The sequence below is a fragment of the Bacillus sp. FSL M7-1020 genome, from assembly GCF_038050415.1.
Classification (GTDB): domain Bacteria; phylum Bacillota; class Bacilli; order Bacillales; family Bacillaceae_G; genus Bacillus_A; species Bacillus_A toyonensis.
The window spans coordinates 881,527-902,017 of the sequence record NZ_JBBOTW010000001.1 but is presented as its reverse complement, the minus strand read 5'-3'; the positions used below and the strand labels follow the sequence as shown (position 1 = coordinate 902,017).

At 36.0% G+C, this 20,491-nt stretch carries 19 protein-coding genes and 2 pseudogenes; 5 read left to right on the top strand and 16 right to left on the bottom strand.

Features of this window, described 5'->3' with window-relative positions:
* Nucleotides 1-107: 107 nt before the first annotated feature.
* The 4 genes from MHB70_RS04620 to MHB70_RS04605 all read right to left on the bottom strand — a co-directional run bounded on the left by MHB70_RS04620 (nucleotide 108) and on the right by MHB70_RS04605 (nucleotide 4,140).
* The gene (locus MHB70_RS04620) at nucleotides 108-1,640 is read right to left on the bottom strand and encodes a fatty acid--CoA ligase family protein (protein ID WP_001055206.1); all 1,533 of its coding nucleotides are present in this window, start codon (nucleotides 1,638-1,640) and stop codon (nucleotides 108-110) included.
* A 164-nt stretch (nucleotides 1,641-1,804) separates the two neighbouring features.
* Complete coding sequence (locus MHB70_RS04615) at nucleotides 1,805-2,230, bottom strand: hypothetical protein (protein ID WP_000822232.1); 426 nt, start codon at nucleotides 2,228-2,230, stop codon at nucleotides 1,805-1,807.
* A gap of 176 nt (nucleotides 2,231-2,406) precedes the next feature.
* Complete coding sequence (locus tag MHB70_RS04610) at nucleotides 2,407-3,396, bottom strand: lipoate--protein ligase (RefSeq protein ID WP_000897263.1); 990 nt, start codon at nucleotides 3,394-3,396, stop codon at nucleotides 2,407-2,409.
* Between the two features lie 9 nt (nucleotides 3,397-3,405).
* Entirely contained in the window at nucleotides 3,406-4,140 is a 735-nt protein-coding gene (locus tag MHB70_RS04605) for an MBL fold metallo-hydrolase (protein ID WP_000784683.1), read from the bottom strand.
* 203 nt (nucleotides 4,141-4,343) lie between these two features.
* On the opposite strand from MHB70_RS04605, the gene yhfH reads away from it, so the two are divergent.
* On the top strand, nucleotides 4,344-4,472 hold the full coding sequence (yhfH, locus tag MHB70_RS04600) for a protein YhfH (protein ID WP_000567010.1): 129 nt from the start codon (nucleotides 4,344-4,346) through the stop codon (nucleotides 4,470-4,472).
* A gap of 40 nt (nucleotides 4,473-4,512) precedes the next feature.
* Here the strand turns inward: yhfH and MHB70_RS04595 are convergent, their stop codons facing one another.
* Nucleotides 4,513-5,526 (bottom strand): LacI family DNA-binding transcriptional regulator, encoded by a 1,014-nt coding sequence (locus MHB70_RS04595; protein ID WP_000103728.1) that lies wholly within the window; start codon nucleotides 5,524-5,526, stop codon nucleotides 4,513-4,515.
* Nucleotides 5,527-5,722: 196 nt separating this feature from the next.
* Here MHB70_RS04595 and MHB70_RS04590 point away from each other — a divergent pair, with 196 nt between their 5' ends.
* Both MHB70_RS04590 and MHB70_RS04585 read left to right on the top strand, forming a co-directional pair.
* Nucleotides 5,723-6,664: a helix-turn-helix transcriptional regulator gene (locus MHB70_RS04590; protein ID WP_061529377.1), complete on the top strand. Its 942-nt coding sequence runs from the start codon at nucleotides 5,723-5,725 to the stop codon at nucleotides 6,662-6,664.
* 92 nt (nucleotides 6,665-6,756) lie between these two features.
* Nucleotides 6,757-7,257, top strand: coding sequence for a DinB family protein (locus tag MHB70_RS04585; protein ID WP_061529378.1), 501 nt, complete (start codon nucleotides 6,757-6,759; stop codon nucleotides 7,255-7,257).
* 19 nt (nucleotides 7,258-7,276) lie between these two features.
* On the opposite strand, the pseudogene MHB70_RS04580 reads toward MHB70_RS04585, so the two are convergent.
* From MHB70_RS04580 to MHB70_RS04560, 5 genes and pseudogenes are all read right to left on the bottom strand, one after another.
* Nucleotides 7,277-7,363, bottom strand: a pseudogene (locus MHB70_RS04580) (YIP1 family protein); the annotation flags it as partial.
* Between the two features lie 109 nt (nucleotides 7,364-7,472).
* A complete protein-coding gene (locus tag MHB70_RS04575) occupies nucleotides 7,473-8,648 on the bottom strand; it encodes an N-acetylmuramoyl-L-alanine amidase family protein (protein WP_000755824.1) in 1,176 nt (391 codons plus the stop codon).
* 395 nt (nucleotides 8,649-9,043) lie between these two features.
* Nucleotides 9,044-9,133, bottom strand: a complete 90-nt coding sequence (locus tag MHB70_RS04570; protein ID WP_000505668.1) for a YjcZ family sporulation protein — start codon at nucleotides 9,131-9,133, stop codon at nucleotides 9,044-9,046.
* Between the two features lie 51 nt (nucleotides 9,134-9,184).
* Nucleotides 9,185-9,482: pseudogene (locus MHB70_RS04565) on the bottom strand (DUF2087 domain-containing protein).
* A gap of 36 nt (nucleotides 9,483-9,518) precedes the next feature.
* Nucleotides 9,519-9,734 (bottom strand): hypothetical protein, encoded by a 216-nt coding sequence (locus MHB70_RS04560; RefSeq protein ID WP_000977615.1) that lies wholly within the window; start codon nucleotides 9,732-9,734, stop codon nucleotides 9,519-9,521.
* A 274-nt stretch (nucleotides 9,735-10,008) separates the two neighbouring features.
* Here MHB70_RS04560 and MHB70_RS04555 point away from each other — a divergent pair, with 274 nt between their 5' ends.
* Nucleotides 10,009-10,161, top strand: coding sequence for a LacI family transcriptional regulator (locus MHB70_RS04555; protein WP_015000210.1), 153 nt, complete (start codon nucleotides 10,009-10,011; stop codon nucleotides 10,159-10,161).
* A 152-nt stretch (nucleotides 10,162-10,313) separates the two neighbouring features.
* Here the strand turns inward: MHB70_RS04555 and MHB70_RS04550 are convergent, their stop codons facing one another.
* Both MHB70_RS04550 and MHB70_RS04545 read right to left on the bottom strand, forming a co-directional pair.
* A complete protein-coding gene (locus MHB70_RS04550) occupies nucleotides 10,314-13,355 on the bottom strand; it encodes a YhgE/Pip domain-containing protein (RefSeq protein ID WP_061529380.1) in 3,042 nt (1,013 codons plus the stop codon).
* Nucleotides 13,356-13,570: 215 nt separating this feature from the next.
* Nucleotides 13,571-14,143: a TetR/AcrR family transcriptional regulator gene (locus tag MHB70_RS04545; protein WP_000963370.1), complete on the bottom strand. Its 573-nt coding sequence runs from the start codon at nucleotides 14,141-14,143 to the stop codon at nucleotides 13,571-13,573.
* A 326-nt stretch (nucleotides 14,144-14,469) separates the two neighbouring features.
* On the opposite strand from MHB70_RS04545, the gene MHB70_RS04540 reads away from it, so the two are divergent.
* Complete coding sequence (locus MHB70_RS04540; protein ID WP_000984181.1) at nucleotides 14,470-15,315, top strand: hypothetical protein; 846 nt, start codon at nucleotides 14,470-14,472, stop codon at nucleotides 15,313-15,315.
* Between the two features lie 47 nt (nucleotides 15,316-15,362).
* On the opposite strand, the gene MHB70_RS04535 is transcribed toward MHB70_RS04540, so the two are convergent.
* The 4 genes from MHB70_RS04535 to hemY all read right to left on the bottom strand — a co-directional run bounded on the left by MHB70_RS04535 (nucleotide 15,363) and on the right by hemY (nucleotide 20,478).
* On the bottom strand, nucleotides 15,363-15,662 hold the full coding sequence (locus tag MHB70_RS04535; protein WP_001198066.1) for a hypothetical protein: 300 nt from the start codon (nucleotides 15,660-15,662) through the stop codon (nucleotides 15,363-15,365).
* A gap of 365 nt (nucleotides 15,663-16,027) precedes the next feature.
* Nucleotides 16,028-16,330 (bottom strand): hypothetical protein, encoded by a 303-nt coding sequence (locus MHB70_RS04530; protein ID WP_000226526.1) that lies wholly within the window; start codon nucleotides 16,328-16,330, stop codon nucleotides 16,028-16,030.
* A 142-nt stretch (nucleotides 16,331-16,472) separates the two neighbouring features.
* Nucleotides 16,473-18,839, bottom strand: a complete 2,367-nt coding sequence (locus tag MHB70_RS04525) for a DUF6359 domain-containing protein (RefSeq protein WP_033657321.1) — start codon at nucleotides 18,837-18,839, stop codon at nucleotides 16,473-16,475.
* A gap of 211 nt (nucleotides 18,840-19,050) precedes the next feature.
* Nucleotides 19,051-20,478: a protoporphyrinogen oxidase gene (gene hemY / locus MHB70_RS04520; protein ID WP_001228058.1), complete on the bottom strand. Its 1,428-nt coding sequence runs from the start codon at nucleotides 20,476-20,478 to the stop codon at nucleotides 19,051-19,053.
* Nucleotides 20,479-20,491 lie beyond the last annotated feature (13 nt).

Below are 20,491 nucleotides of genomic sequence, written 5' to 3'. Positions count from 1 at the left end.
ATCTCCTCCCTACTAGTCATATTACGGTTTAAATATATGGCGTCATAGCTTAACCAATGCAAAAAAATAGAGGCAACCAACTTCATAAAGCTGGTTGCCCCCCATTCTTACACTTGCATCGCTTTTTCTCTCAAAGCTCTTCTTAACAACTTACCCGTCGTATTCTTCGGCAATTCTGTTAAAAACTCTATGCTCATTGGCACTTTATATTTTGCTAAATGTAACGTGCAATAATGCATCAGCTCTTCTTCTGTTACGTTCGTTTGTTTCAGAACGACGAAAGCACGCACTGCTTCTCCTAAGTTTTCGTCTGGTACACCAATTACGACAACTTCAGCTACTGATTCGTGCGTATATAGTACCTCCTCTACTTCACGAGGGTAGACGTTATAACCACCAACTAGGACGATATCTTTTTTACGATCAACGATATAGAAGTAACCTTCTTCATCCATTTTCGCTAAGTCTCCTGTATATAGCCAGCCATCTTTTAATGTCGCAGCTGTATCTTCTGGTGCATTATAGTAACCCTTCATAACATTAGGTCCACGAACAATTAATTCACCGACTGCGCCGACTGGTACGTCTTCCCCAAGTTCATTCACAATTTTATTTTCTACATGCCAAATATTTGTGCCGATTGACCCTGGTTTACGCGGGCGATCTAACGGATTGAAACAAGTAACTGGTGATGCTTCTGATAAACCGTATCCTTCTGAAACAATTACGTCAAAACGTTTTTCAAAGTTTTGCAGAAGAGCAACAGGCATTGACGCACCACCTGAAATACAAAGGCGAAGCGTCTTCACATCTTCTGCGCTTGCTTCTTCAAATAAATATAAATAATTGTACATCGTCGGTACGCCAGCAAAAATCGTTGGTTCATACGTACGACAAATACGGAACACTTCTTTCGGACTAAATTTCGGTAACATTAAAATCGTTGCCCCGTTCACAATCGGTGCATTTACCGCAACTGTTAAACAGAATACATGGAACATAGGCAGTGCCGCAACGACGCGATCATCGGCCGTATATTGTAAATACGACGCCACATCGCTTGCGTTACTATATAAATTTTTATTTGTTAACATAGCACCTTTTGGTTTTCCAGTTGTGCCTGAAGTGTAGAGGATAACCGCTACATCTTCTTCATCTAGTTCCGGACCTTCGTAAGTCGCATCTCCAGTTCCTATAAAACTAGTAAACGTTTTCATTTTTTCGGTTTCTATATGATTAAAATCTGATGAGGTTTCGCATATGATGATGTTCTCTAGTGAAGGAAGTCTTGTTGTAAGAGATTGTATAACAGGTAGAAGGACGTCGAGTACGATGATTGTTTTTACATCTCCATTTTGTAAAATATAATGCATTTCGTCTGCTGTATAAATTGGATTAACTGGTATAACAGTTGCCCCAGCTTTCATTGTTCCGTATAAACCGACTAAAAAATGTGGTGAATTCCCAACAACTAATGCGACATTGTCCCCTTTTCCAATGCCCATTTCTGCTAAATTGCTAGAAAACCTTGTGACCATTTTGTTTAATTGGTCATACGAGACCGACTGATCCATAAAAACATAAGCCGGTTTATCCCCCTTCTGTTTTGCCGTTTCAGCCAAAGATTGAACGAGATTCACACAAACCCCACCTTTATAAAATTTAGAATATTTAAAAATTCTAAATTAATTATATTAAAAGAAAATTAAAGTGGCAAGTAATATCCTATTAACTGCATATACACGGCGTACTTCCTATTGAATAACTTTGGAAAAATATAGTGATTTCACTTACCAGCAAATTATTAAACGAGGACAGAAATCATTTTAGGATAATATGCACCTATCTTTTCTCTAAGCTTTTCAAGTTCTTCTTTATTTAAACTTGTATGCTCTCCATACAAGTTTATCGCGTCCGCTCCATTTTCATGAAAGTACACTGTAACATATACTGTCGGTAACCCTGTATCGTTTTCATCTATAGACAAGACAACATCTGGTATTTTACCAACAGTACTAAACATTTCATTTCTTTTCCATTTCTTACTTTGAAACATAGTTTGTATATCATCTATCTTTCGTTTGTTATCCGTATGCGTATAATATATAACATTATCCTTCGCTGGTTTTCCAATAGATAAAGTTGTACGACTTGAGGAGGTTTCATCGTTACACGCTGTCATCCCGATGAGGAAGCTGAGCAATAATACAACGCACATTATTCTTTTCATTTTGATCCACCTCCTTTTATTATGTATATTCCTTTATAAGGGGCAGATGACTCGTGAGTGGTGTTTTGAGGAAGATATTTGTGATAAGTGAAATTATATTAGCCGCAACTCAAAACCAAAAGTGACAATCCACACAAAAAGAAAGAGGCTGCCCTTTATGACAGCCTCCCCCATTTTTAGAAGAATAAATGTAAGAAATCTTCTGTTGTAATATTACCAAAGTAGCGTGCGATATCTACGCCTTCTAAAGCTGCAGTGAATGCATCTTTATCGAACTGTACGCCTGTTAAGCGTTCTTCAATGTCATGAACATCTAGTGATCCGAAGAAGTCACCGTAAATTTTACATTCTGTTACTGTTCCTTTTTTCACTTCAAGACGAACGTCAACTTGTCCAACTGGGAAGCGGTGTGAATGTTGTAAGTTGAACTTCGGAGATTTTCCGTAGTTCCAATCCCAATTTTGGTAGCGCTCTTCAGAAAGTTTATGTATTTCTTTCCAATCCGCTTCTGTTAATTCGTACGTTGGAATTTCTGTTTCACCTTCGAAAATGGTTTCTAGAAGAAGTTGTCTAAACTCTTCTGTCGTCATTTTTTCGTTTAAGAACTCTGTAATATTCGCAACGCGGCTACGGATTGATTTAATTCCTTTTGATTGAATCTTATCCATTTTTACTTTTAATGCCGATACGACGTGATCGATTTCAGAGTCAAATAGTAACGTACCGTGACTGAACATACGACCTTTCGTTGAGAACTGCGCGTTACCTGAAATTTTTCTACCTTCAGCTAAAATGTCGTTACGACCACTTAGTTCTGCATTTACGCCTAATTTACCAAGCGCTTTCGTTACAGGCTCTGTGAATTTTTTGAAGTTGCTGAAACTGTCTCCATCATCTTTCGTAATAAAGCTGAAGTTTAAGTTTCCTAAATCATGATATACCGCGCCCCCGCCTGATAGACGACGAACGACATGAATACCTTTTTCTTTTACGTAATCTGCATTAATTTCTTCTACTGTGTTTTGGTTTTTACCAATGATAATGGAAGGTTCGTTAATGTAGAACAGTAAATATGTTTCGTTAATATCTAAATTCTTCACACAATATTCTTCAATCGCTAAGTTTATTCTAGGATCTGTAATCCCTTTATTATCAATAAATAACATCGTATCACCTCATGAATTCCATACGTAGCCACTATGAGCTAACGTAATATGGCCACTGAAAATTTGTTTTGCTTCTGTTACTAAATCAGATGGGTTTCCTATATGCGGTAAGTGCGTTAATAAAAGTTCTTTTACATTCGCATCTTTCGCAATACTTGCCACTTCTGTACTATTCATATGCCCTGCTTTTGCAGCCTCTTGGTGTGCATACATATTACACTCACAAATGAAAAGATCAGCATCTTTTGTGAATGGAATGAATTCAGAAATATAACTGGAATCAGCGCTATATACTACAGCGTTACTACCAGCTTTAATACGCATCGCAAAGCATGTAACAGGATGAACAGTTTTTAAGAATGAAATAGAAAAAGGTCCAACTTGAAGTGTTTCTTCTGGGTTGTACGCGATTCCTTTCGTATGCGGTGCATGCGTTAAAGAATGGAATCCATTCTCGTCAAACGTATGACCGTATATTGGCAATTCCGGTAGTTGTCCCTTTGTCGCACTTGTAATTAATCTCGCATATTGCAATACCCCAATGTCTGCAACATGATCGTGGTGGTAATGCGAAAGTACAACTGCATCTATATGAGATGGTGTTATATATTTTTGAAGCTGTGCTAGTACACCACTACCACAGTCTACAAGTAAACGAAAACCATCGTGTTCAAACAAATACCCCGACGTTGCTTCTCCCGCTTCTGGAAAGCCGCCCCAAAAGCCGACAACAGTCATTTTCATATGTATCCATCCTTTCTAAAACCGAGTAGGAATGCAGTTTTTCTCCGTACTTGAGAAAGTTTTTTACTTACATCCTACATTGTTAACTATAATCCATTTCCTAAACTTTTTCATTAATTTTCAATTTGTTATAAAACAGTTGTTGACTTTTATTTTTTTGTACTAATACAATGATAGTAAGAAATGGAAATGGAGGAATTGACATGATCGATCAACCAATGGAGTTTTTCAGAAATTTACCGACGAAAACTTGTGCGCACTGCGGGAAAGAAATTGATGAGCAGCACGAAGCATACCATAACAAATGTGATGACTGCGTTCACGAAGAGTAGTAGTTTGTGAACAGAAAAAAAACCTAGCAGACATAGTCTACTAGGCTAATAACATCGTATCCTTCATCGTTGAACCTTTCACCAAGAGCTCCAGTTCAAACTCATACAATTCTTTTTTACGATAATTTTTCGTATGGATTTTATCCATCATCAGGTCGACAACTTTTCGAGCCATTTCATCAATTGGCTGTTCAATTGTCGTAATACCTGGCTCAGTAATCTGCGATAAAATTTGATTATCAAAACCGATAACAGCGAGATCCTCTGGAATACTCCAGTTATGGCGCTTCGCCTCTGAGATAATTCCAGCTGCAACCTCGTCGCCTCCTGCCAAAATCGCGGTAGGATTTTTTTTGTCCTTTAATACTTCATGGAATATTCGCTTCCCATCATCCCAAGAGAAAGCGTTTTCAAGAAAATCAATCGCTTCTACTTGGCGGCTCTTCTCAGTTATTGCACGTAAAAAGCCCATTTTCCGCTGTTGGCTAACAACTTTGGTTTCGTTACCACGGCAAAAAATAAGATTACGATATCCTTGTTCTAATACATGATTGGCAGCTATATATGCTCCTTGTGCATGATCAAATTTCACTGTTGGAACATTTGCTTCCTCAATATATTCATTACATAACACGATTGGACCGTGCTGTAAGTACGGCTCTACATCTTCCCATGGATTTTCTAGTGAACATAGAATAATCCCATCTACTTGTTTCGTAGATAATAATTGTAAATACTCCATCTCTTTTTCTGGTAAATATCTTGTTTGACAAATAATCAGTTTATATTTATGCTCAGAAGCAGCAATCTCGATTGCTTCAATAAATCTACTAAAAAAAGGATTTGTAATCCTTGGAACAAGCACCGCAATTGTTTCTGTTTTTTGTTTACGAAGCCTTCTCGCCGCAGAATTAGGAACGAAGCCTAAATGCTTCATTGCTAATTGAACCCTTTTTTTCTTCTCATCTGAAACATATGGATGATTATTGATCACCCTAGAAACCGTTGTCCTTGATAACCCCGCTAATTTCGCCACGTCCTCGATAGTCGACACGAAATTCTCCCCCTTTGCATGAAAACGTTTTCTTAAATTGATTATATAGTATATTATTGGAAACTGCAATATCGGTTGTTATGATTTTACTATATTAATATTATACATAGGAAAAAGTCTGTTAATGCAGGGGAATTTATACTGCTTTTAGAAATTTACAGTAGGTATATTTATAAAAATTTGAAGGTGATATTCCATGAATCGGACAGATCGTTTATTAGCGATATTAATTGAATTACAAAGAAGACAAACTGTTACAGCACAAAGCTTGGCTGAAAAATTCGAAACTAGTATAAGAACTATTTATCGAGATATGGATGCACTTAACGAATCGGGTGTTCCTATTTATTCAATGCCTGGCTACGGCTATTCATTAATGGATGGTTATTTCTTACCACCCATTCAACTTACGCCTGAAGAGGCTGTTACTCTTTTATTAGGCGGTGATTATATCGAGAAAACTTTCACTTCTTCTTTTTCTGTACATGCACGATCAGCAAAAGAGAAACTTGAGGTTATCCTCCCTACTGATCAAAAAAAGAAAGTTGAGGGATTACGAGGTACTTTCCGTTTCCTTTCTCCTATATTTTCAAACCAGCAAGCCGAGCAAGAAAAACTAGAGAACCAACTTTTCTTGCTACAAGAAGCAATTCAAAACGAGCAAGCTATCTCTTTTTCTTATCGTAAGCCAAGAGAAACCACAAAAATAGAGCGGACTGTTCATCCTTACGGTTTAGTCAATATTTCAGGAATTTGGTACATCGTTGCTCATTGCTTACTTCGGAAACAAATACGTAATTTTCGTTTAGACCGTATGGATACATTACAGCAAAAACAAGAATTTTTTACAAAACCGAAAGACTTTTCTTTACAAGACTATCAACCTGAAAACAATCGTATTGTTACGATTCATTTATTGTTTCCAACTCATATTGCACATAAAATTATTGAATCCCGATACTTTTTTATAGATTCATACGAGCATAAAGATAATGGTTTCCATGTCTTTTTGAAATCAAGAAACATAGACGAAGTATTTCAGTGGGTATTAAGCTTTGGGAGCCAAGTGCAAGTACTTGAGCCAAAAATTCTTTCTGAGAAAATCCGTGATGAAGCAAAAAAAATGTTAAAACTTTAATTTTTATATTTCACTACTGACATAATGTTGTCAGCATTACTTCTTTATAGTAGGTAGTAACAAATACATTTTCATAAAAAGGAGTTAGTGATATGAAGAATTTTGAAGAGTTAGCAGCGTACTACATAGAGGAATTAGAAAAATACTCTATAGAGCAATTTAGGATGAAGCCTTCTAGTGAGGAATGGTCTCTCGGTCAAATGTATAATCATCTAATTGCTTCCACATACATGCAATTAGATGCAATCACAAAATGTAAAGGCGAAACACCATCAGTAACTAACAAAAAAACGGATATGGATGAAAAAGTATATAAACTTGGTGCTTTCCCAGACATACAAATCAAAGTACCAAATCATCCTGGATATACGCCAGAAAATCCAATTAACAAAGAAGAAGTACAAGAGCGTTTTCTGAAATTAATTACAGTTGTTAAAGACATTGAACCAACAATTACTTCTATTCGAAGTGCTTGTAAAGTCGAACACCCTGGGCTTGGTTACTTAAATGCGGCAGAATGGTTTCAGCTCATTTCTATGCATTTTGCACATCATCTTCGTCAGAAAGAAAGATTGGAAACAAAAGTTTTATAATTCTACTTCCCACATATCCTTACAGTTTAGATATTTCCTGCATAAATCCAGCCATGCTCGCTAATAAACTAGTGAAAACGAAAAGTGCAAGAATAAGAGGAATAAGTAATAACTAACTGTAAAGATGAAAAAAAACACCTTCACAGGTGTTTTTTTCATCATAGAAATATCTTAAAATAGATATCTATTGTCATTTATTCAATTAAAAATCTTTGTTACATCATAACGCCATCATTTTTGAATGAATACCATTTTCCATTAATGAAATGTTTGCCCACTGCCATTGCACCATTGGATTGTAAATAGTACCATTTTCCATCTTTTTGTAACCAATTTGTTTTCATCGTTCCATCTTCATTCAAGTAGTACCATGTGCCATTCACTTGTACCCAACCAGTTGTCATTGGGCCATCATAAAAGTAATACCACTTGCCATTGTAGTTTAACCAACCTTCATGATTCGCTCCACTTTTCTCATCAAAGTAATACCAGTCACCATCCACTATTTTCCATCCAGTCACCATAGATCCATCTGGATTAAAATACCATGAAGTGCCGCCTTCAGCTAGTTTCCCTGTACGCATAGCACCACTGTCATCGAAAAAGTAGCGCTTTCCTCCTTCATCTAACCAACAGTCTTTCCATCCATTTTCTGAACTTTTCATCGTGCCATTTGAGTTCAGATAATACCATTTTCCATTTTCTTTTACCCAGCCTGTTTTCATTGTGCCGTCTGTATTCATGTAGTACCATTTTCCATTATCTTGTACCCAACCTGTTTGCATCTTACCACCTACAAAATAATACCAGCTTCCGTTATAGCTTAGCCAGTCATTATAACTAAGCCCCTTATCGTTAAAATAGTACCACTTATTATCAATTGAAGTCCAACCTATTGCCATTGATCCATCTTCGAGAAAATAATTGCCTGTATGATATTCCCCAATCCAAGCTTTCGTAAACATCTGCCCATTATCTGGATTTAAAAAATAAGTTTTCCCATTATATTCAAGCAATCCGTAATGTAGCTTTCCACCTTGATGTACATAATACCACTTTCCACCATACTGAATCCAACCTTCATTGGCATACATTGTACCGTCTGCTCCCAGTAAGTAACCCTCATATTGATATACAATATGACCTGTTTGCATTTTTCCATTACCATCAAAATAATACCATTTTCCACCATCTTGTAACCAGCCTGTTTTCTTCATACCTTTTTGGTCATAGAAATACCATGTATCCCCTACTTTTACCCAACCACTTTGCTGAATTGTCTGCTCTGCTTTTGCAGTAGTCTGTTTCACATTATCTTGTTTTTCAGCATGTGATACTGCCGGAACTATAACCATAGCAGACATTAAAACTGGTAAAATAACTTTCTTCATTTTCCATATCCCCCAAATAATGAATAATTTTTGTTTTTATTTCCACAAACAGTATTATATTACGCTATTTAGATATAATCAATAGTTTTTGTAATATAATCGTAATATTTTTAAATGAAACGAAACAAAAGTATAGTTAAAGTCATTAAATTCACTTATACGTTACAATATAGGTAATATTACACATCTATCAACTTAAAATATTACTTTTTCTAAAACGAAAAGGATGAGCCGAATTTTCAGTACTAACTGTAAAAACGTGAATTTTTCATTATGGAGTGATCTATTTTCTTAGGTTGATGAGTATTTGGCAAGCCCCCATAAATAAATGTTTTTGTGGGATTACGTCTTCATAAAGAAAAGACACTCTTATAAGAGTGTCTTTTCCATAGTTTTTAGCAAAAGCAAGCAGCTCCAACGATGATTAATAAAATAAACAATATAACTAATAAAGCAAATTCACCGCAACTACCACCAAAGCCCATAATATTTCCTTCTTTAGATAAGAGAGGCAAACTAGGAATTACTCATTACATTTATAACTCCTCCCACTTCGTCCAAACTTCTCTCCCATTTATATGGTACATATTATCCTCTCGATCCATAAACCCATGCACGATAAATTCTCTTCTAATCGTACAAAAATCATCATGATATTGTTTTATGAACACATTTATTTCTTTCTCTGTATATTGATTTTCAACGTTTAACTTGCTAATCAAATGTTCTAATAACACTAACTTTTTCGATAAAGAGAATCGATTTTAAACGATTCTCTTTATCGAAAAAGTTACGAATGTTCGTATCCCTAAATTTCATTTCGCTTTCGGTCATTTTGTTATCCTCCATCAGCTTTTAAATAGTGAAACTTTACTGTTTTTCTTTACCTTTTTTCTTTATTCTTTCACTTAAAAAATCAATAAAGTAATATCCACTAATTAAAATGTAATACGTTACAATCATTCCCAATATATCCTTCATGCTCGTATGTTCTTTTTTGTGAAATAAAATCGGATATAGTGTATAAACCAAGAAGGTGATTAGTGGATATATTATAAAATAGAAGCGAGATTTTTGTTTCATCATATCAACTCCCCTATTCTAGTTTTCTCTGTAAATTGCTGTAAGTCCTTTTCTTTCGTTTAGACTGCAATTAGAAGTTAAAGATTATCCTTGTTCCAAAGAAAATACGGATGAACTGCAACTACAGCAAGATGTACAAGCCATTGAAGAATTGAAAAACCTTCTTAAAAAACCTGAATTAACGGAAGAAAAAAGAGCTCAATATTTATTTTCAATTATCACTTTAACTCCTTATGCACAATTGCATGAAATACTTCCCCTCTTGGACGAATCGGATATGTGGATACAAGAGAGAGCGGCTGAAATTCTAGGTTTCCATAGATATGTGCCAGCTAGCGAAAAACTAAATTGGGTTAAAGAGCACGGACAACATAACGGGAAAATGGCAGCTGAATTAGCATTAAAAAGAAAAAGAATAAAAATGGAATGAAAGAACGAAAAGAAAAATGCTCTAGTAACAAAAATCTTTATGAACAGATCCAATAAAAAGAGCCTGTATCGATAATCACTGAGTAATTATTGATACAGGCTTTTCATTCCAATGTTTCGTTATTATAAATATTTACCTACAAGGTGCTTTTTTTAAACTTCAATCGATTGATTTTCAACAACATTTCTAAATTGTCGTTTGTGCATCCAAGTTAAGGAAGCGATTGTTCCAAGTGATAATACGACGATAAAGATCATGAGTATTCCTATGTTTTGCCACATGAAGTTAAAGTCTCCGCTTGATACGACTGCTTTCAATCCTGATACAGAGTATGTCATCGGTAACCACGTATTAAATGGTTGTAAAAACTTCGGAATCAATTCTAGTGGGAATGTTCCAGCACTTGTTGTAAGCTGAATAATTAATGTGATGATGGCGATAAAACGCCCTGCATCACCGAATGCTGTTACTAAACATTGAATTAATGCGATAAATGCTAAACTTGTAACGATGCTAAATAATATAAAGTATGGAATACTTTGCACTTCTACACCTAATCCGAACAGTAATATGACATCTGCTACTATCGCTTGAATAATACCGACTGATAGTAAAACGCCGAACTTACTAATAAACCAGCTAAATCCTGATTTTGGAACGCCGACTGTATCGCGTAATGGGTATACGATAGATAATAGTAATGCCCCAACAAATAAACCGAGTGATAAGAAATACGGTGTAAATCCAGTTCCGTAGTTTGGAACTTCCGCTAGTTTCTCTGTCTTCACTTTTACAGGGTTTGCAAACATATCATACGTTTTATTTGTCCCTTTCACTTCACCAGTTTTCTCTGCTCCTTCGCCAAGTTTCTCAGCAAGTTCACCTGAACCATCGTTTACTTTGACGAGGCCATCTGTTACTTTTCCTGATCCATCTGCTAGTTTATTTACGCCGTCGATTAGCTGTGTTGAGCCAGTTGACATTTTATTTAGGCCGCCATTTAGAGTGCCTAATCCGGTTGTTACTTGACTTGAACCGTCCGCTAATTGCGTTATGCCACCTGTCATTTGGTTGGCTCCTACAGATAATGTACCTAAACCACCCGTTACTTGGCTTGAGCCATCTGCTAATTTGGATACTCCTACTGATAATGTATCTAAACCGCCTGTTACTTGGCTTGAGCCATCCGCTAATTTTGTTACTCCTACTGATAATGTACCTAAACCACCTGTTACTTGGCTTGAGCCATCTGCTAATTTGGATACTCCTACTGATAATGTATCTAAACCACCTGTTACTTGGCTTGAGCCATCCGCTAATTGATTTATTCCACCTGCCATTTGATTTGCTCTTTCAGATAATGTACCTAAACCGTCTGTTACTTGACCTGAGCCATCTGCTAATTGATTTATTCCATCAATAAATTGGCCGGATTCGTTTTTAAATTTATTTGCGCCTTCTTTTGCTACATTTAAATTCCTTCCAAATCCTTGGAACTTTTCAACAAACCCCTTTTGTGCACTAGCTAATTCATCAATACCACTCGTTAAAGTTTGCAATCCTGCTGTATTCGGTAGTTTGTTTTGTGCATCACTTGTTCTTTGATCTATTTCACCTTTTAATTGTTTTACTTCTTCATTTAATTTATTTGTTCCACCTGCTACTCCGGCAGCTTTTTGCTGAACTGTCACTGTACTTTTTACAGCAGTTGTTATGAATGGTTGTAACTGCTCTTGATATTCTTTCGGTAAACTTTCAATTTGCTTTTGTAAATTCGCTACATCTTGCGCTGCATTTTTTGCATCTCCTGCTGTTGATTGCGTAAGTTCATTTAATTGATTTACATTTGCCCCAGCTCCATCTATTTTTTCTTTTACTGTATTCAATATAGAAGGGCCTTTCGACTGCATTTCCTCTAAACCGGCAGCAGAACTTTTCACTTTGCTATTCAAATCTTGCAAACCCTTTTCAATTTTTTGAGAAGCTTCCTCTAGTTTGCTTTGTCCCCCAACCAGCTGTTCCATACCATTTGATAAATCAGTTGTTCCTGTTTTAAATTCACCAGATTTACTTACTAATTTGTTCAAGCCATCCGTCACTTTCTCAGATCCATCACGTAATTCGCCAATTCCTTTTTGCATTTCACCCGTTTTGCTATTTAACGTATTTAAACCGTCCGTTACTTTTCCGGAGCCATCTACTAATTTCCCTACACCTGCTTTGCTATTTAGTGCATGTAAACCATCTGTTACTTTTCCGGAGCCATCTACTAATTTTCCGATACCAGTATTGCTATTCAATACATGTAAACCACCTGTTACTTTTCCGGAGCCATCTACTAATTTTCCGATACCAGTATTGCTATTTAATACATGTAAACCATCTGTTACTTTTCCTGACCCGTCTACTAATTTCCCTATACCTACCTGCATTTCACCTGTTTTGCTATTTAATGTATTTAAACCATCTGTTACTTTTCCTGACCCATCTACTAATTTATTTGATCCATCTGCTAATTTCTGAACTCCATCCTTCATCTCCCCAGACTTCCCTTGAAGTGTATGAAGGCCATCCGTCACTTTACTTGAACCATCATGCAGCTCACTTGATCCGTCGTGTAGTTTACTTGCACCTTCCGCTCCATCTGCTAATCCTTTTGAGACGTCTTTAATGGAATCAAACATTTTCTCTGCATATGTTTTCGTTAACGTACTTGCTACTTCACCTTTAATTTTTTCAATGGCTGTTCCGCCAATTTGTGAAGATAAGAAGTTTAAGCTTTCGTTTGGAATGTATTCTAAGTTTAATGGTTTGGGATCATCTTTTAATAACGTTGTAGCGTTACTTGAGAAGTCATTTGGAATGCGTACTAGCATGTAATACTTTCTACCTTCCATTCCTTTTTTCGCTTCTTTTTCACTTACAAATTCCCATTTAAAACTTGTGTTATCTTTTAAATTATCAACGAGCCCTTTTCCGACCTCAATTGGTTTTCCATCAAATACTGCACCTTTATCTAAATTGACTACCGCAACTGGTAAATCATCTAACTGTTTATACGGATCCCAAAAGGCCCATAAAAACATACCTGCATATAAAATTGGTACGAATAATACCGCGATAATTGGAATTAATATTTTTTTACTTTTTATAATTTCAGTAAACTCTTTACGAAGTAACTGATTCCATTTCATCATTTCTCCCCCTTTATCAAAATGACTAAAATGTTCATTTAGTCATTTTCACCCAAACAAAAAGGCTATACTTATTCATACATATGCCTTATCCCCGAATTTATACTATGCAACTGTTCCTTACTATGAAGTGAATATTTATATTATCCCTCCTAAAATAAATATATGACTACTTTGTTCAATTGGTCATTTTTTATAATAATAAAAGGATTATCTTAGTTTGACAATCCTTTTAATAAATAAAGTTCAAATAATTCTGCAATTTTTTCTTTTTCTAGCGGTTCATGATTTTTTTCCCAATCAAAAATGAGCGATACGTATAGGCGAAGCATAATAAATGCTGTAATTTCTGGGTCACATTTGCTAATTTCACCTTTTTCAATCGCAATCTTTAAATACGATTGAATGACAGAAACGATTTCCACATCTACTTGTTGCATCACTTCTTGTACTTCTTTCGTTCCCATATCGCGCTCTTCTTGAATTAACTTAATCATGAGCTGATGTTCTTTTCTAAATTCTAAGATGCTATATAATGCTTTATGTACATTTTCAAAAAATGAAACATCTGAACGAATTGCGTTTTCTGCAACTTGCTTCATTTCTGTAATTAAATTAGAAATAATTTCGCCAAATAGCTCTTCTTTATTTTTGAAAAAAGTATAAATCGTTCCTTTTCCTACATTCGCTAATTTCGCTACTTGATCCATCGTTGTTGCTTTATAACCGAACGCTGAAAAAGACTTTGTTGCAGCTTCAATAATAGAACGTTTTCGATCTATCGCCACATCGTCACCTCCAAAAATGACCAATTGGATAATATAGTCAATTAGTACATCTTTGATATTACCACACGCTTACATTCTATACAAGTTCTCTTTTTTATTATTTCCAGTATAAAAAAATTCCAGTCCATTCATATAATACTGTCATAGTGTATCAGATGGAAAGAGAAAAAGAAAAGGTGTTCTTAAGATGTATAGATAAACCTTACTTAACAACAACAAAATTCCTCTTTTTCAAATAATCAAATAAAAAAACAAGAAAATCTTTACAATTAATAGTAATATAGAAAATAGACAAGTTTATCAAAATAGTGGAGGCTTTTTCAGTCATGATGCGTGCGCTTCGTTTAAGTATAAAGCAAGCTTTTTGTAATCGTGTTTCTTTAATTATTATGTTTAGTGGATTAGCTCTTATCTCTATCTATCATTATTATTATGTAATTCGTTATATTGGAGACGGAACGGATGCGTTTGTAACAACGGCTTTTAAATGGATTGGATTTCGCGACAATGAAATGGATGTTTATTTATTATTAATGCCAGTTATTGCAAGTCTTCCCTTTAGTACAAGTTACAACTCAGATAAATCAGATGGTTTTAAGACATTTATAAGTAAAGAAATTTCGTTACTTCCTTATTCAGTAACGAAATATATCGTTACATTTTTTTGCGGAGGACTTCTTTATACGTTTCCATTTATCTTATCATTATTATTTTGCAAATTAACCATTCCAAACGGAGCACCCGCAGCGGGTTCAGGTATTATAAATGACAACGGGATGTTCGCAAACTTATATTACGGCTCCCCCATCACTTATATTATTGTATATATCGGAATTAATTTTTTATTTGCAGGGTTAATGGCTCTTTTAGGACTTGCTGCATCTGCATGGTCACAAAAGGACTATATGGCGATTCTGTTTCCATTTGCAGTTACCTCCATTCCTTACGTCCTGCTCAATACAATATTCCCTACAATAGGCGGAGCACCTATTCATTTATATGATCCAAAGCAACCGTTACAGGGCATGTCATCGTATATATTAACGATACAATGTGCCTTCTTCTTCTTCTTCAGCCTATGCATGTATATAAAAGGCGTACAGCGTGATAGAAAAAGGTACAAAAGAAGATTGCAAAGAAGGGATCGGTGTAGAAAAGCGTTTCAAGCATAAAAACCTAATTTCCTCATGTCTTCTTGGAAATTAGGTTTTTTATTCATTTACGGCGTACCAGCCAATCCCCATAAAATAACAATAGCTACAAAATAAATCGATTTAATAGCTACTACTAAACATAATAAAATAATTGCATATTTACTCAATTCTCTTCTTGCACCTATTAAAGTAAAAATCACTGCCAAGCTAAATGTTATATATGACGTTGTTGTATTTATTAAGTTATACGTAATATCTAAATTTTGCGTAAATCCTGTTACCTCAGCTATAAACTGAAGCATGGCAATACTACTAAAAAAGATTGCGATTTGATTCATTAATTTTCCATTTAATTGTACCTGCATCGTTGCCCCCCCTTTTATAAACCTGAATATTCAATTAATTTTACCATGAATTTTACAAAAAAGAGTTTCTATATATAATCTTTTGCAATTAGTTACACTCTATTTTCCAAATAAAATGACCACCGCTACGGTTTGCTTAAGAAACCCTAAAATTCCCCACAGAAATCAAGCTCTAAATAGCTAGATGCCCACCTCAAAATTCAGTGAATACAAGGAGTCAGGTGGGAAATCAACTGCTCGTAAAAGCCCGATTGGTGAAGACTAATAATCGGAATAAAAGTGCACCTCCAATTGTTAGACCGTGTCTAACAATTGGAGGTGCACTTCATAATAATAGGTTTTTCTATAAAAAAACGAACAATACTTTACGGTGTCCCTGCCAACATCCATAAAACCACAATAACAACTATATAAATTATTTGTATTCCTATCGCCGAACATAAAGAAATAATTGCATATTTACTTAATTCCTTTTTCATACCCAATATAGTAAAAATCACAGCTAAACCAAATGCTGTATAAGTGATGCTCTGTCTTATTGTACCTAAATAATGAATACCTAGTGATTGCGTAAGACCTGTTACATCAGCTACAAACTGAATCAATATAAAAACACTCAAAAAAATCGCTAGTTGATTCATTAATTTCCCATTTAGTTGGGCTACCATATATCTACACCTCCCTTTCTACAAAACAGAATATTCTATTAATTATATCGTCAGATTACAAAAAAAGGAATCTCCTCTTTGTAATTAAATGACGATGCAAAAACAAAAAAAGAACGCTTAGTTACCTAAGCGTTCTCTCACTTTAAGAAGCTTTCTTCAAATCAATTTGAGCAAGTACTGGGTCGTGGTCGCTTACACGTCCATGCTCTTTCATAATGTTTGAGTTTAAGTGTACTGGGTCTACAACTGTGTGCGGTGCGATGTTGTTCGTTACTAAAATATGATCTAACACTTGTGCATTCCCTTCATGAATGTACGTGTAACGATTCTCTTTCGGCACAGTGTTTAGCATATCTTTTAAGATTGTTCCCTCTAATGCTTTTAGTGGTTTCGAGAACTCAAAATCGTTCATATCACCTAATACAACAACAGGTGCATTTGCATTCTTTTTCTGAATACCTTGTACGAAATAATTTACTTCTTGCGCTAATTGAATTCGTTTTTCTTCACTCTTTAATACGAGCGGCTGCACTTTTCCAAATGGCGTTGCATCTCCTAGTTTTGAGTTTAAGTGATTTGCAACGACAACAACGTTTTGTCCTTGGAATGTAAATTCTGCTGCTAACGGTTTTCGTGTACTATCAAATAATGCATTTTCGTCTCCAATACGAACTACATTTTTATCAAGTAACTTCGGTACTGTTGCTAATTTCACACGTGATGGGTTATAGAAGAAACCGACGCGAATGTTAGCTCCAGGCGCTCCCCCGTCTTGATTGTTGCTTGGCGCAATTTCTACATACTCATACTTCGGTCCGCGAATTTCTAGAACTGCATCAATGATACGTTTTGCGCTTAATGAAGCATCTGTTGTCCCATCATTAATTGATCCATTATTATCTTGCATTTCCTCTACACCGATAATATCTGGCATTTTTAAATTGTATTTAATAGAATACGCTAACTCTTTTACTTTTTCGTCCGTCGTTTCTTTTTTATTTGCTGAGAAGTTTTCAATGTTATATGTAGCAACTGTTAATTTATCAAGACGTGGCTGAATATTTGCCCCTACTCGCTTAAACCCACCGTCCACTACAGATGGTAATTCCGTCACTGGCGAAATACGGAACGAACCGTAATCATATCCTACTACCCCTGTTATATCTCCTGTGAAAGTATCTCCTACTTTTGCTACATAATCACGAGGTACTTTTACAGAAAGACGCTCTGGGTTTAATTGATTTTCATCTAAAAGAGGTGTACCATATTTCGTTACTACTTTATCCCCGCTATTTTTTACTGTTACATATAAATTTCCGTTTTTCTGAGGTGCAATAATTTTTGGTGTTGGCATCGTAACGCGCATACCTTCTATACTTTCATAAAAGTCGATTGCATCTTCATTTGGATCAAATAAACCGAATGCATCATTATCGATAATTTGATCAGGAATTTTCACACCGTTTTCTCCGAGTACAATGGGTGCTGGTAAAGGTTGATCTTTTGCGATTACAGCAACGCGACTCGCCTTAATTTCCGTCGTTGTTAAGTCTGTTTCAAACCTTTCTGCATATCCAGGCCCAACATATTCTTCTACTTCTCCATCAACTTGAATAAGGTCTCCAACTGCTACATTTGCATCTTTTTTGTATACGTACATACCTTCTGAAGTAGCTGGATCATTATCCGGCTGATTGTCTTCTATATAAAAACCATTTTTATCAAGCGCTGTTACAACGCCTTCCACATTGTATACGTTCTTCCCTTTGTAAGGAGAAATATGTGATTTCCCTTGAATATCATGAATACGAACTGGTTCATTATTTACAATAATAAATGAAAATGTAGAAATCGCCGAAGAAGTAAGTCCTTCTTTCTCTGCGATTGCTTTCACTACACTATTTTCATTCACTACAATTTGTCCGTTATAGCGAACACTTTTATTTGTAGGATTAGAACCATCTAACGTATAGTAAATTGTTGCTCCTTCTGTATTCGTTGTTAATGTTACCGCTGTTCCTTTCGCAACTTCCCCGCCCCCAGGTGAAGCCACTACATCGCTAACACGGTTTTGTTCTTCCCCTTGAAACTTATGAGCTGTTACTGATTTTAAACCCGGACTACTAAAATATAATTCAAGCGTCCCTGTTAAGCTAACTTTCTTCCCAATATTTTCAGGATGATCTTTCACATTCACTGCCGATCTCACATCGCCTTTTGGCAACTGAACAGGCATGATTTTATCTGGATTTGTTTCGTTTGGTGAATCGGCAATTGCCACATTTGTGTCGTCAAACTTAGCCGGATCCTTCGTGTACTTAGAAGGACTTTGCGTATATCCGACAATATATCCTTCCACTATCCCCTTCGTTTTCCCTTGCTGCTTGAATACTTGAATTGCTTTTTCTACCGACATAGAAGTAGTTTCTTCTGCTTGTGCTAAAGTTCCAGTAAATGATAGTAATAGTAATAATGATAAAAAGACACTTAACAATTTCTTCACAGCTATTTTCCTCTCCCTATTTCATATTTTCTCAGCATATCTATCATAACAAATGATTCGTTATATAGAACTATATTTCGACAAGTTTTACAAAAAATTAATCTCAGCTATACGTTTAAAACAAAAATTACTTATGCTAAAAACAGATGGAATATGTAAGGTACAAACTTCTATTTTCCAATAAAAAACTACCACTTCATTAGGAAGTGGTAGTTTTTTATACATTCAAAGCATCTCGTTCACATTCTACTATTTTTTCAATATGTGATAACACACGTTGCGCTGCCAACTCACCTTGCCCAATACAGTCCGGCAAACCAGAACCAGCGTAAGAACTTCCAGCTAAGTACACACCTGGCAATTCTTTCTCCATAAATGTTGTAAGCTTTTTCATTCGCTCGTTATGACCTACTGTATATTGAGGCATCGCTTCTTTCCAGCGGCTTACGATTGCAAACTCCGGGTCCTCTATAATATCCATCGTCTTTCGTAAGTCTTCTAGTACGAGCTGAACGAGTTCCTCTTCGGTTTGTTCTACAATCGCTTCATCACCAGGGCGTCCAACGTAACAGCGAAGAAGTACCTTACCTTCTGGCGTTGTATGCGGCCATTTTTTATGTGTCCACGTACATGCTGTAATGGAGAAGTCACTATTTCGTGATACGACAAATCCCGTTCCATCAATATCGCGCTGAATGGCTGATTTCGGAAAAGCAAGTGCTACATTCGCAACTGATGTGGACGGAATGTTGCGGAAGAAACGAAATTGTTTATACTGCGCAAACATAGAAGGCAATACTTTATGTGAGCTTGCCACTACGATGGCGTCCGCTTCTATTTCTTTTCCGTTACTAAGAGTAATCGTGTAACCATCCCCCAGTTTTGCAACTTTTTCAATGCGAGTTCCCTTTATTATCGTACCTTCATGCATCTTCACTTCGAGAGATTCTACTATAGATTCTAAACCTGTTTTCACCGTTTGGAAGATTCCTTTTTTCGGTTCAGCTTTCTCTTCTTTCGGAGCGAGCGTACGCATACCGAGTGAAATACTACGATGTTTCTGCTCAATTTGATACATTTGCGGGAAGGTCGACATTAAGCTCATTTCATCAATATCCCCTGCATAAATACCCGATAGTAATGGTTCTATTAAGTTTTCAACCACTTCGTTTCCGAGGCGATGTCTGAAAAACTGCCCGAGTGATTGGTCAGATACTGGTTTTGATCTAGGCATTAACAGATCAAAACCAGCTCTTAATTTACCAATTGGGGAGAACAACCCGGAAAATAGAAACGGCGTAATTTGCGTTGGAATTCCCATCATTGATCCACTCGGCATTTTATGTAACCGATTGTTTACGAGAATAAATGATTGACCGGCCTTATTATTTACAAGTTCATCGCCAAGACCTAATTCTCTCACCAATCTAGACGCACTTTCTTTTCGTGCTAAAAAAGAATCCGGTCCGCGTTCAATTGTAAATCCATCTTTTCGAACGGTTTGAATTTTCCCGCCAAGTTTACCCGACGCTTCTACAAGTAATGTATCTATCGGCAAGTCCTTCTCACGAATGTCTTTTTGTAAGTGATACATAGCTGTTAATCCTGTGATACCACCGCCGATGATCACAACTTTTTTCCTCAAGCAGGCTCCCCCT

Coding starts and splice junctions, on each gene's coding strand:
- MHB70_RS04615 (WP_000822232.1), bottom strand. CDS start 2,230: ATGAAAAGAATAATGTGCGTTGTATTATTGCTCAGCTTCCTCATCGGG.
- MHB70_RS04610 (WP_000897263.1), bottom strand. CDS start 3,396: ATGTTATTTATTGATAATAAAGGGATTACAGATCCTAGAATAAACTTA.
- MHB70_RS04605 (WP_000784683.1), bottom strand. CDS start 4,140: ATGAAAATGACTGTTGTCGGCTTTTGGGGCGGCTTTCCAGAAGCGGGA.
- yhfH (WP_000567010.1), top strand. CDS start 4,344: ATGATCGATCAACCAATGGAGTTTTTCAGAAATTTACCGACGAAAACT.
- MHB70_RS04590 (WP_061529377.1), top strand. CDS start 5,723: ATGAATCGGACAGATCGTTTATTAGCGATATTAATTGAATTACAAAGA.
- MHB70_RS04585 (WP_061529378.1), top strand. CDS start 6,757: ATGAAGAATTTTGAAGAGTTAGCAGCGTACTACATAGAGGAATTAGAA.
- MHB70_RS04575 (WP_000755824.1), bottom strand. CDS start 8,648: ATGAAGAAAGTTATTTTACCAGTTTTAATGTCTGCTATGGTTATAGTT.
- MHB70_RS04570 (WP_000505668.1), bottom strand. CDS start 9,133: ATGGGCTTTGGTGGTAGTTGCGGTGAATTTGCTTTATTAGTTATATTG.
- MHB70_RS04560 (WP_000977615.1), bottom strand. CDS start 9,734: ATGATGAAACAAAAATCTCGCTTCTATTTTATAATATATCCACTAATC.
- MHB70_RS04555 (WP_015000210.1), top strand. CDS start 10,009: ATGTGGATACAAGAGAGAGCGGCTGAAATTCTAGGTTTCCATAGATAT.
- MHB70_RS04550 (WP_061529380.1), bottom strand. CDS start 13,355: ATGAAATGGAATCAGTTACTTCGTAAAGAGTTTACTGAAATTATAAAA.
- MHB70_RS04540 (WP_000984181.1), top strand. CDS start 14,470: ATGATGCGTGCGCTTCGTTTAAGTATAAAGCAAGCTTTTTGTAATCGT.
- MHB70_RS04535 (WP_001198066.1), bottom strand. CDS start 15,662: ATGCAGGTACAATTAAATGGAAAATTAATGAATCAAATCGCAATCTTT.
- MHB70_RS04530 (WP_000226526.1), bottom strand. CDS start 16,330: ATGGTAGCCCAACTAAATGGGAAATTAATGAATCAACTAGCGATTTTT.